At 34.3% G+C, this 12694-nt stretch carries 7 protein-coding genes; 2 read left to right on the top strand and 5 right to left on the bottom strand.

Translation table 11 applies throughout. The features are described 5' to 3' along the window. Nucleotides 1-2239 precede the first annotated feature (2239 nt). Nucleotides 2240-5014 carry an nSTAND3 domain-containing NTPase gene (locus tag F6K40_RS15970; protein WP_293137473.1) on the top strand — a complete coding sequence of 925 codons (2775 nt, stop codon included), beginning with the start codon at nt 2240-2242 and terminating at the stop codon, nt 5012-5014. A 270-nt stretch (nt 5015-5284) separates the two neighbouring features. Here the strand turns inward: F6K40_RS15970 and F6K40_RS15965 are convergent, their stop codons facing one another. From F6K40_RS15965 to F6K40_RS15950, 4 genes are all read right to left on the bottom strand, one after another. Then, nucleotides 5285-5710, bottom strand: a complete 426-nt coding sequence (locus F6K40_RS15965; RefSeq protein ID WP_293137471.1) for a thiol-disulfide oxidoreductase DCC family protein — start codon at nt 5708-5710, stop codon at nt 5285-5287. A gap of 250 nt (nt 5711-5960) precedes the next feature. Further along, nucleotides 5961-6110 (bottom strand): hypothetical protein, encoded by a 150-nt coding sequence (locus F6K40_RS15960; RefSeq protein ID WP_293137469.1) that lies wholly within the window; start codon nt 6108-6110, stop codon nt 5961-5963. A gap of 137 nt (nt 6111-6247) precedes the next feature. Then, complete coding sequence (locus F6K40_RS15955; protein ID WP_293137467.1) at nt 6248-6397, bottom strand: hypothetical protein; 150 nt, start codon at nt 6395-6397, stop codon at nt 6248-6250. 241 nt (nt 6398-6638) lie between these two features. Then, nucleotides 6639-7553, bottom strand: a complete 915-nt coding sequence (locus F6K40_RS15950; RefSeq protein ID WP_293137493.1) for a DALR anticodon-binding domain-containing protein — start codon at nt 7551-7553, stop codon at nt 6639-6641. A 162-nt stretch (nt 7554-7715) separates the two neighbouring features. Between F6K40_RS15950 and F6K40_RS15945 the strand changes: the two genes are divergently transcribed. After that, a complete protein-coding gene (locus tag F6K40_RS15945) occupies nt 7716-8486 on the top strand; it encodes a Crp/Fnr family transcriptional regulator (RefSeq protein WP_365671636.1) in 771 nt (256 codons plus the stop codon). A 733-nt stretch (nt 8487-9219) separates the two neighbouring features. Here F6K40_RS15945 and F6K40_RS15940 read toward each other — a convergent pair. Then, nucleotides 9220-12694, bottom strand: a 3475-nt coding sequence (locus F6K40_RS15940; protein WP_293137465.1) for a PEP/pyruvate-binding domain-containing protein, incomplete at its 5' end; no start/stop codon positions are given.

The following is a 12694-nucleotide window of genomic DNA, read 5'->3' as shown; positions in this document are numbered from 1 at the left end:
AAATAGAGAGAGGCGAGCGCTACTTTTAAGTTGAGTAAAAATCAGATATTTTTATCTCTATAAAATTCTTATGGCAACAATCAATCATATTCAGAATAAACTCAAATAATTAAGTGGTGGTAAGTTGAAAAAACTTGCTGATACTTATCTTCAAAAAAAATTATCAAAGGAACTTCAGATATTATTTTATGGAAAGAGAAGCAAATTTTAACTGCTCAAATAGAGAGAGGCGAGCGCTACTTTTAAGTTGAGTAAAAATCAGATATTTTTATCTCTATAAAATTCTTATGGCAACAATCAATCATATTCAGAATAAACTCAAATAATTAAGTGGTGGTAAGTTGAAAAAACTTGCTGATACTTATCTTCAAAAAAAATTATCAAAGGAACTTCAGATATTATTTTATGGAAAGAGAAGCAAATTTTAACTGCTCAAATAGAGAGAGGCGAGCGCTACTTTTAAGTTGAGTAAAAATCAGATATTTTTATCTCTATAAAATTCTTATGGCAACAATCAATCAGATTCAGAATAAACTCAAATAATTAAGTGGCAGTGAGTTCCAAAAACTTGCTGATACTTATCTTCAAAAAAAATCATAAAAGGAACTTCAGATATTACTTTATGGAAAGAGAGCCAAAATTTAACTGCTAAAATAGAGAAAGGCGATCGCTACTTTTAAGTTGAGTAAAAATCTCTGATTTTGAAGTCTATAAAATTCTTCTAGCAACAATCAATCAGATTCAGAATAAACTCAAAGAATTAAGTGGAGGTAAGTTGAAAAAAATTGCTGATGTTTACTTTCAAAAAAAATCATCAAAGGAACTTCAGATATTACTTTATGGAAAGAGAGGCAAAATTTAACTGTTAAAATAGAGAGAGGCGATCGCTACTTTTAAGTAGAGTAAAAATCAGATATTTTTATCTCTATAAAATTCTTCTAACAACAATCAATCAGATTCAGAATAAACTCAAAAATTAATTGGTGGTAAGTTGAAAAAACTTGCTGATACTTATCTTTAAAAAAATCATAAAAGGAACTCCAGATATTACTTTATAGAAAGAGAAGCAAAAATTAACTGCTCAAATAGAGAGAGGTTATCGCTACTTTTAAATTGAGTAAAAATCTCTGATTTTGAACTCTATAAAATTCCTATGGCAAAAATTAATCAGATTCAAAATCAACTCAAAGAATTAAGTGGTGGTAAGTTGAAAAACTTGCTGATGTTTACCTTCAAAAAAAATCATTAAAGGAACTCCAGATATTTACTTGATCGAAAGAGAGCCAAAATTTAACTGTTAAAATAGAGAGAGGCGATCGCTACTTTATAAGTTGAGTAAAAATCAGAGATTTTTCTCTCTATAAAATTCCTCTGGTAAGAATCAATTAGATTCAGAATTAACTCAAAGAATTAAGTGGTGGTAAGTTGAAAAACTTGTTGATGTTTACCTTCAAAAAAAATCATTAAAGGAACTCCAGATATTTACTTGATCGAAAGAGAGCCAAAATTTAACTGTTAAAATAGAGAGAGGCGATCGCTACTTTTAAGTAGAGTAAAAATCTCTGATTTTGAAGTCTATAAAATTCTTCTGGCAACAATCAATCAGATTCAGAATAAACTCAAAGAATTAAGTGGAAGTGAATTCCAAAAACTGGCTGATACTTATCTTCAAAAAAAATCATAAAAGGAACTTCAGATATTACTTTATGGAAAGAGAGTCAAAATTTAACTGCTCAAATAGAGAAAGGCGAGCGCTACTTTTAAGTAGAGTAAAAATCTCTGATTTTGAAGTCTATAAAATTCTTCTGGCAACAATCAATCAGATTCAGAATAAACTCAAAGAATTAAGTGGAAGTGAATTCCAAAAACTGGCTGATACTTATCTTCAAAAAAAATCATAAAAGGAACTTCAGATATTACTTTATGGAAAGAGAGCCAAAATTTAACTGTTAAAATAGAGAGAAGCGAGCGCTACTTTTAAGTAGAGTAAAAATCTCTGATTTTGAAGTCTATAAAATTCTTCTGGTAACAATCAATCAGATTCAGAATAAACTCAAAGAATTAAGTGGTGGTAAGTTGAAAAAACTTGGTAATGTTTACCTTCAAAAAAAATCATCAAAGGAACTTCAGATATTACTTTATGGAAAGAGAACCAAATTTTAACTGCTCAAATAGAGAGAGGCGATCGCTACTTTTAAGTTAAGGAAGAATATATTATTTTTATCTGTATAGAATTACTATGTCAAAAATTAATCAGATTCAAAATCAACTCAAAGAATTAAGTGGTGGTGAGTTTCAAAAACTTGCTGATGCTTACCTTCATAAAAAAATCAAACAGATTAAGTCAATTCAACCATTAGGATCTGTAATTGGAGCTAATAAAACAAAAAAAGGAACTCCAGATAGTTTAATTATTCTGGAAAATGGAAAGTATATTTTGGTAGAGTACGCAACAACAACAAAGGAAAAAGGGGTCTGCGAAAAATTTAAGAAAGACCTCGGCAAATGTTTTAATGAGGAAAAAACTGGAATATCAATAACAGAAATAGAAAAGATTGTTTTATGTCACAATTCTACTCTGACTAGAAAAGAAGAGAATTCTGTTAGAGAAGAATGTCAGAAACATGAAGTTGAACTTGATATATTGAGTATTGACTCTATTTCTTTTGACCTTTATAAATATTATCCTGGTATTGCTAGAGATTTTCTTGGAGTTGAGGTAGATACTGGTCAAATAGTTAATCTTGATGAATTTATTACTACTTATAATAAAAGGAAAATTATTGCTCCTCTAGATAAAAAGTTTTACTTTCGAGAAGACGAAATAAACGAAATATTACAACGACTTGAGGAAAATAATCTAGTTATAGTTTCTGGTAAAGCAGGAGTAGGTAAATCTCGACTTGTTTTAGAGTGTTGTAGAAAATTTGGAGAGAAATATTCTGAGTACGAAGAAGTTAAATGTATTTTTAATAAAGGAGTCGATCTTTCTGAGGATATTCGTGTTTATTTTTCAGATGAGGGAAGTTATTTAATTTTTTTAGATGATGCTAACCGAGTCAAAGAATTTGAGCATTTTATTCATTTTATTCTGGATAAACGTGAAAATCAGCAAATTAAAATAATAGCTACAGTTCGTGACTATGCAGTTGAGCAAATTAAAGAAGTAGCACGTGATTATGATAATGATTTAAAGCTAGTAAAAATTGACTCATTAACAGATAAGCAAATTGAGCAACTTGTTAAAGAAGAATGCAAAATTCAGAATCAATTATACATAGAAAGAATTGTTGATATAGCTCAAGGTAATCCTCGTTTAGCAATAATGACTGCTTTGGTAGTACCAGGAGAAGAAACTGTCAAAGGTATTAAAAATGTATCTGATGTTTACGATTTATATTATTCTTCAATTACAAAAGATATTGAAGATTTTAAGGATGAAAGTTTATTGGAAATTGCTGGTATCGTTGCCTTTTTCCAAGTAGTAGATAACTCTAACGATGAAATGATGGAAAAGATTCAAACAGCATTTAATATTGAAAGGGAAATTTTCTGGGAAGCAGTTCGTAAATTATATAAATTTGAGTTGGTAGATATATATGAAAATGAGATTGCCAGAATATCTGACCAGGTTCTAGCTACATATCTATTTTATCTTACTTTTTTCAAGGATAAATTGTTGAAATTTTCCGTTCTCTTAGATAATTTCTTTCCTCAGCTTCAATATAAATTTGTTGATGTTCTTAATCCTGTTGTAAGTGCTTTTAATATTGAGGACATTATCAAAATACTTAATCCAGATGTAGACAGAGTTTGGAAAATTTATGAGGTGGCAGGAGATGAGAAAAGTTTAATTCAACTGATGAAACTTTTTTGGTTTTTTAAACAGACAGAAATTCTTATCTATGCTAAATACTTTATTGGCAAGATGGCAGTCGAGTCAGTAGATATTTCAACTTTAGATATTCCGTCTAATTCTAATATTGATATTCCACAAGATTCTATTCTTGACTTACTTAGTTTATTTGGTAATTCTGATGAACAAAATTCCCAAAAAATTGCAATAGATTTGCTGTTTGAATATTTGACAAAAAAACCACAGGAACTACCACAGGTCTTTTGCCTTCTTACTAAAACTTTTGGATTTGAACGTGATTCCTACATAACAAAATTTATTACTCAGTCGATAGTTATTGATAAGCTACTGGAAAAAGTAAATGAAGGAAAAAACGAATTATTTGTCAAACTATTTTTTGGTGTAGCTGAAAAATACCTCAATATTGAATTTAATACTTCTAAGATGAATAAGAGAGAAGTTACACTCTATGAATATCAATTTTTCCTAAAACCTACACCGGAATTATTTGAGTTGATAAATCAAATTTGGCAAGGAGTATTTCAACTTGATCAGATAGATATTTTTCAGAAAAAGGTAATCAATCTAATTCATCAATATAGCAATTCATTTTCCTCGGTTCCTGTCAGTAAAATTCTTAAAAATGATTCTCTAGAAGTGCTTAACTTTAAGGAATTATCCATCCTGAGATTCAGAAATACTATTTTGGAAAGAATATTTTTTTTGGAAGTAAAAGAAGAAGAGAAAATTATTCTTGAGGATAGACAAAATAAACTGCTCAAAAGTCTGATGGAAAATAGATATACAGATATTGATTTGATGCAATTATTGTTGAGCGTAACTACAACATTTCCCTACGAAAGACGTTATCAATTTATCGATCTATTTTGTAAGTACAATCAAAATTTTGAAGATTTTAAGAAACTTCCCCTAGAAGCTTATGTTAAGAATAATAAGGAACTTTCCTCAGAAGATTATATTTTGAGTAGCTCTAAGAATATTGAAGCAACAAATAAAATCGTAGAATATTTTAAATCACTACTGCCAATTTTTAATGCAGTAAAATTTCTGGAACACCAGCGATATATAAAACAAGAAATTAAGTATTTTGAGAAGTCGATTGAAGATGAAAAGAAAAAGGATTTGATAAGAGACTAAATTTAAGTTGCCATGAAGTTACTAACATCATCTCTTTTTGAATGCCTGAAATAAAAACTTTCAAAAACAGCGAGTAGGGAGAATTTTGTTTGTGCAAAATTACGCAAGAAAAGATACTCTGTTAAAAAATAAAAAAGTTTTTCTTATGACTAATTAATTAGACTTGAGATTGAGATTGAAATTGGGCAAAAATCCTAATTTCTTAATTAACTATTTTTTTGATCAAAATCGTCAAGACTTATTACCCAAATTCAATCTCAATATTCAAGCTTAAGTTGAACCTTTTTCTTCAGATAAAGAAGCTTTACAACCGACTGGATAAGGCGAATGATAAGTAGTAGAACGTTTACCAAAAATAGTATAACGATTATCTCTAATCTGCTCATAAAAGCGATCGCCCATCCATTTCGCCCCAGGTAAACCCCGATATGCTGCAACAAAAATATTCCCTGTAGGTAATAGTCGCCCTATTTCCTCTACTGCGTCACTACCTTGCCATCTACATTCTGGTGCATTAGCTTTAATTAAAATCATTCCCATTTCGCAATCTTCGGCAGTAATACTAAACTGATTTAATGTTTCTAAATCTTGCATAGGAATGTACTCAAATAGTTGACCCTGGTCTATATTTTCTAATACCTGCACCAAGGTTACACATAGATTGCAGTTGCCGTCGTAAATTACAATATAACTCAAACGTCTTAGTTTTATTTTGAATAAAATTTTATGCTAATTATAGCACTGAACCAAAGTTATGGAGGCACTTTCCTAAGCTTCCTATGAATGCTTGCTTTTTCCTCATCAAATCTTTCCATCCATCAATACCCAAGTGCAAAACCACCAACATTTTCATTTTCTGAAGCACCTAAAAAATCCGCGCCAAAGGATTTTCCGTTGCATCCTCAAAATTTTTGTGATATGCTAAAGATTAACTGGGGTTGTTCGCCTATACACATGATTTTTTATTCAACCAAATTTCTGAGCTTAGAGGCGATCGCTCGATTTCAGAAAATTTTCCCAGGAGCAATACCAGAAATATTTCCATCAACTCTCGCTTTCTATAAATGCTTCCTTTTCCCTCATCAAATCTTTCCATCGATCAATACCCAAGTACAAAATCACCAACATTTTCATTTTATGAAGCTCCTACTAAAAAAAATCCCGCGCCAAAGAATTTTCCGTTGCATCCTCAAAATTTTTGTGATAAGCTAAAGATTAACTGGGGTCGTTCGCCTATACACATGATTTTTTATTCAACCAAATTTCTGAGCTTAGAGGCGATCGCTTGATTTCAGAAAATTTTCCCAGGAGCAATACCAGAAATATTTCCATCAACTCTCGCTTTCTATAAATGCTTCCTTTTCCCTCATCAAATCTTTCCATCGATCAATACCCAAGTACAAAATCACCAATATTTTCATTTTATGAAGCTCCAAAAAAAATCCCGCGTCTACAGATGGATTGCAGTTGTCGTCATAAATTATAGCGCTACCCATTAAGGGTGTCGACATTTCCAAATCATAAAATTCTTTGACAGTCTGCTGTTCCCTAGCGGGTAGCGCTATACAATATAACTCAAACGTCTTAGTTTTATTTTGAGCACTTCGACAATTAGAAGACTCAACTAAAGTTCAATAGGTGCTTTCCCACCCAACCTTTCTTCCAATAAAAATCTCAGTAGAGATTGAGTTACCAAAACTAAACCTAATCTAGCCTTTGCTAATTTCGGTGTTTTTACTTTCACTTCGCCCCATATACGACACTGACAGTAAAAATTTTGAAAAGCAGTATTGAGAGAATTAGCTACTTTAACCCAATTTATAGGTTTTCTAGTAGTAGAAACACAATATATGTAATCCAGGGTAGAAGCAATTTGACCAATTAATTCATATTCACTATGATGTAAAAATTGTAATTTCCCATTAGATTTTTGCCAGGGTATAGAGTTAGGAGTTTGAATAAACCAAAATTGACTATAATTTTCTGGATTTGTCCGAACAAGAGTAATTAGACCATCCGATTCAGCCATACGCAATAAAGAACAACAACGAGCATGACTATATTGAATAGGAAACAAATTTATAGTTTCACAAGATTGATGATTAAAATTTACCTGAAACTTTTGCCGATCATCCTTGAAGGGAAAAGAAATTAAATAACTTAACCAGTTAGCTATACTTAAATCTGTTAATTTCATGTAAATTATACCAGATGGAATTACATCAATATGTAAATTTACTACATCCTTCTTTCCTTCAGTATTAACTATTTCTCTACAATACTTAGCTAACTCAGTAGCAATATACATTGCTGATTCCTGCAAAACAGGCGCTAACTTAAGAGCGATCGCCGATTTGTACATAATTCCTCCACCATCCTTAGCTTGCCTAATTGGAATTACCTCCATTCTTTGCAAAACTACTAATTTTTTTTCATAGCTACAAAAGCATTCTAATTTTCCCCGGTATAAACTTACAGTTTTTTTTAACAACTGTATCAAAGCACACTGAAACGATAATTTGGTCAATACAATTGCCACCTCAAACAAAATTTATCCTACAAAATTCGGAAATAGATGTATTTTTTGCTACACTGATCCTAAGGGTAAGACTGGTATAAACAAACAGATAAATATCTGCTCCTATTCCCTATACCAAATTAATTTGAACCAAAGTCCAACTTTTATCAAAAGAGAGTAACAATGCACCTATCATCACATCCAAACCTACCAGAACTAAATATACAACCTACTAACAATTCTGCCCCTAGTAATAGGCCATTTTTGACTTGGCAATTGATCATAGATTGGGCAGAAGAACACTACCGTAGTAGAGCTTTTACCAAAGATGAACGTATCCCCGCTCGCCCTGGTTTGTTATATCTAATACAAAAAGGAGCAATTCGTCTAGTAGGTAATGCCCACATTAGCGCCAGTCGTAATAAGTCCAGCAAATCAAAAATAAGTCCAGTTTCAGACGAAGCTTTCCTCGGATTTGTCGGTGCTGGTCAACCATTTGAACTAATAGCTCAGTCACCATTTACACTACAAGCTTATGCTCATGCCGATCAAACAACTGTACTTTGGATGTATTGGCATGACCTTGATAACTGGCCTCACTTCCGCAGAGAAGTTCTAGATGCCTTTCGATATCAACATCAAAGGAAGCTTTTGTGGCTGAGTACCCTGGGTCAACGTCGTACTATCGATCGATTATTTGGATTTATCACACTATTAATTGAAGAATATGGAGAACCGTGGATTAGTGAAGATCGGCAAGAAGTAACAAGCGGTTATTATCTACCTTGGCCTTTAACCCATGCTCAAATTGGTAGCGCTATTGGTTCTACCCGTGTAACTGTGACTCGTCTGATGGGTAAATTACGTCAGCAAGGCTTAATCCATATTCAGAATGATAATCTCATCTGTTTGCCAACAGAATCTCAAAACATGGAAAAATCTAAGCAATCCTGAACATTTTGAGGATTGTCTTTTGTTTGGGAATATTAGTCAAACAGAAGTTGTAGATTGAGTCCTAACTGACTATCTTAACTGGTTATGACCTGCTTCAATAATTAACAATTAATAATTAATAATTAATAATTACCTCTTCTGTGGGATAATTGATTTTATTTTTTATTATTGGACATGTCTAGTAGCGAGCGGGATTTTTGGAGAGGTCTAATAGATAGACTGCCAGTAAGAGAGGGGATTAGCACCGCCTCGTAAGCTACTGCTATATGTGCTACGGCATGGTATTGGCAAGCCGTTTCGAGCAATATGGAAATCGTGGCTTGAACAAATGTTATAGTTCCCTTAAAGAATCCACGCAGTTTTAACCAGTGGAGTATCAAAATACTGTCATTATGTTTGAATATATACCTTCATTTAATCGGCGTTGCTGAAATGTCATGGTCAATAACTGAAGGTAATATCGTACAATATACTTTTTTCCCATTTTACTTAATCTAAAAATCATTACCAATCAGCAACGCCATTTAATCTCAGGTCTACTGATTGCTATTGCCCACTACTGGCGTGACACGCCTAAAACTGTGTAATAGATTTTTGTTTCTAGGTGCCCTTATCCCCCCATCTCCCCATCCCCCCATCTTCCCATCCCCCATCTAATCCACCATTTTAGCTGTGTCACGCCAGTACTCTATTCCTGTGATCTTAATTTACTTTATCAGGCAAAGACTCCTGATTAAATCAACTCTACCATTCCCCGATACCCATCTACCCTAACTTTTTGCCCATCCTGTAAACGAGTCATCGCTCCAGAAACATTCATTACTGCTGGAATGCCATATTCCCGCGCAATAATAGCTCCGTGGGATAACTGTCCCCCCACCTCAGCAATAATACCCTTTGCCTTCAACAACACAGGTGCCCAACCAGCATCCGTATAAGGCACAACTATAATTAGATTTTCCGACTCAGCAAGATTTACCTCTAAACTCCGACAAACCTTGATATAACCTTCCACACAACCAACACTCCCTGGTATCCCTTGTAAAATAGAAACATTTTCCTCAGTAGAAAGTGTTTCCTGACCTTCTTGGGGTAATACATTCCCATAAACAACCTGGGGAACTTGGCGATCGCTATCTTTTTCTAACTGTTCCTTTCTTTGACGGATAAGTTCTCTGAGAGTGTGGGGAGAAGGGGGAGTGTGGGAAGGGTGGGAAGGGTGGGAAGGGTGGGGAGTGTGGGAAGGGTGGGGAGTGTGGGAAGGGTGGGGAGAGGGGGAAGGGTGGGGAGAGGGGGAAGAAACTACATTAAATTCTCTTTTGTTTTGTTCTTCAACTCCTGCACTGTTTCTTGGGTTTCCTTCCTCAAACATTTCCTCTTGATTAAGGCGATCGCTCAACACCCCCCCATTCCCAAGGGAGGTTAGGGAGGATTCTTTTGTTGGGTTTCCTTCCTCAAACATTTCCTCTTGAGCAAGGCGATCACTAAACACCCCCCCATTCCCAAGGGAGGTTAGGGAGGATTCTTTTGTTGGGTTTCCTTCCTCAAACATTTCCTCTTGAGCAAGGCGATCGCTCAACACCCCCCCATTCCCAAGGGAGGTTAGGGAGGATTCTTTTGTTGGGTTTCCTTCCTCAAACATTTCCTCTTGAGCAAGGCGATCGCTCAACATCCCCCCCTTCCCAAGGGGGGTTAGGGGGGATTCTTTTGTTGGGTTTCCTTCCTCAACCTCACCCACTGTAGATAAAATCCATTGCCGAATTTCCTCAAATTCCAAATAAAAAATATCACCCTTTTCTTGAAAAACTTCTAAATTTTCTGATTGCTCATCACGATTAATTTTTGGCTTTTGACTTTTGACTTTTATTTCCATTGCCAAAAACGTCAGTCGTAAATAAGCCAAAAGCTTCCCATAAACCTCAGCAATTTTCCCCTTAGTTCTCGCACGCTTTGCACATTTCTCCAGTCGCCACCTCTGCCAAAAATTCAAAGACTTTACTGTATTTACTGATAACTGATTACTCTCACCTTTCCGAGCCATTCCAAATAATAACTCACGAAAATTATCCGGATTTTCTCCCCAAGTTGCCACAGAAATATCCGTACCAACCTCACTCAAATAACCATAACTTTCTAACCATTGCTGAAACTCCCATTGTAATTCCTGATTTTTCTCAAACTCTGCCTCTATTTCCACATCAGATTTAGTCGCCATTCTTAACTTAACCGCCAACCTTTGTAATTCTCGAATCGAAACAATTTCTGGAGCAGTATCAGTAGGCAACCATTCCTCAGAAACACCAAAGAGCGATCGCCTAATCGCCAAACCTATAGGACACAAAATATTATAATAAGTAATCGGTTTTAACCATTCCTGAATTCTTTCCACTTGTGCCAATAATTCTGATAAAGACAAAGACGAATTCTGTTGAAAATCTTGTTTGAAATTCTGTTCTAAATTTCTTTTAAAATTCTTCTCTAAACTTTCTAGCGCTGGAACAAAAATTTGATGATAATCACGCTCAAACTCATCATCAACCGCCATTTCTTTTTGAATCAAACGCCATAAACCAGGCAAAGCAGACCAGACTTTTCCTAAAGGCGGTTTTCCCATTTTTTGCCCTCGTAATAAAAACTCTAAACCCTGCTCTGGCAATCCCATCATTCTAAAAATTTCCCCCAACAAAGTAGCATTAAAATAAGCATGGGAACCTAACAAAGTTGCCGTTTCAGTAAAATCTAATTTTGCTACCTTTTCCCCTAAAACAATAGTAAAAATTTCTCCCCAAACCCCACAAGTTAGAGGACGATTTATCGACCAAGTTAAAGGATGAATAGCCCCGGGAATTACTTCTGCTGCAATAGTTCGCGTCCAGATAGGTCTCAAATTAGTAATCGGGCGACTTTGCAAAATCCAAATTTTTTCCCCATCCCAACACCATTCAATATCTTGAGGCAAACCATGAAAGAATCCTTCAATTGCTTCAGCTTGATTTACCAATTCTTCAATAATTTCTGGAGCTAAAATCTTCTGACTTTCCACACCTAAAGATTCATCAACAGAATCATCACTTTCTACTTTTGCCTCTGGTTGATTTACCAATTCTGGAGTAATTTCTGGAGGCAAAATCTCCCGACTTATCTTACCAGAAGATTTCTCAAAAGAATCATCACTTTTATCTTTTACCGTTGAATTTTTACTTTGGTGAAATTTATTTTTATCAACTTCTAAATGCACAGGAGTAAACTGCCCACCCACAACTTTTTCTGCACCCCCAGACAGAGCTTCAATAATTATTTTCCCACCACCATCCAAAGGATTACGAGTAAACATTACTCCAGCGACTTGACTAATAATATAAGGCTGAATCAAAACCGCCATTTCTGCATCAGGAATTTCTCTTTGTCGCCGATAAGCAACAGCATCTGCCAACCAATAAGATTGACGACAAATATTAATCGCCTCCAATAATTCCGTTTCATTTCTCACAGGAAAAATAGTTTCATATTGTCCGGCAGCCGAACTATTATCGCTATCTTCCCCCACTGCTGAAGAACGAACAATTAGGGGAAAACTCCAAGACATTTCATTTAATTTATCCAAAATTTTATCTGCTGAGAAAAAGCCAGTCGCAATCCAAGAATTAGGAATATATTTTTTCACCTTACCCTTTACAACTAATTCTCTATTCCCATTTTCAACTGCAGGTAAAACAAAACCATCAGGAACATTAAAACCAGCTTTTTTCAGTAGAGCTAATCTAGCTGCTTTTTCCCCACAAATTTTAGGGTCAAGTTGATTATCTAGAGAAAGTTTAGGTTGTTTTTGTAAAGCCATATCATCACTTTGGCGAAAATTTATTACTACTAAAAAAATTACTAATCCTGCCATTGCCAATAATTCAGAAAAAGATGGTTCCTGGCGAAATAATAAAACCCAGAAAAAACTACTGATACATCCCAAACGAGATGACCACTTGCGAATATTTTGATTTTTTCGAGTCAAGACTTGTTTGCCTATTACTAATATTAAAAAACCTGTAATTCCCGAAGCAAAAGCCACAACAGAAGAATAAACCAAAATTCCCCAACTAACATTAGTAACACCGCCACCTTGAGCAATAAAATATCTACCCGCCACTAAAAATATTAATCCTACTAATTGCCAAGTAGGAATTTCTGGAAATAATAATTTTGCTGCTAAAACA

Origin of the sequence: Okeania sp. SIO3I5 (genome assembly GCF_010672085.1) — a bacterium.
In the GTDB taxonomy this organism is placed as follows: Bacteria; Cyanobacteriota; Cyanobacteriia; order Cyanobacteriales; family Microcoleaceae; genus Trichodesmium.
The sequence above is the reverse complement of the archived record's forward strand: the minus strand, read 5'-3'. Positions and strand labels throughout refer to the sequence as shown.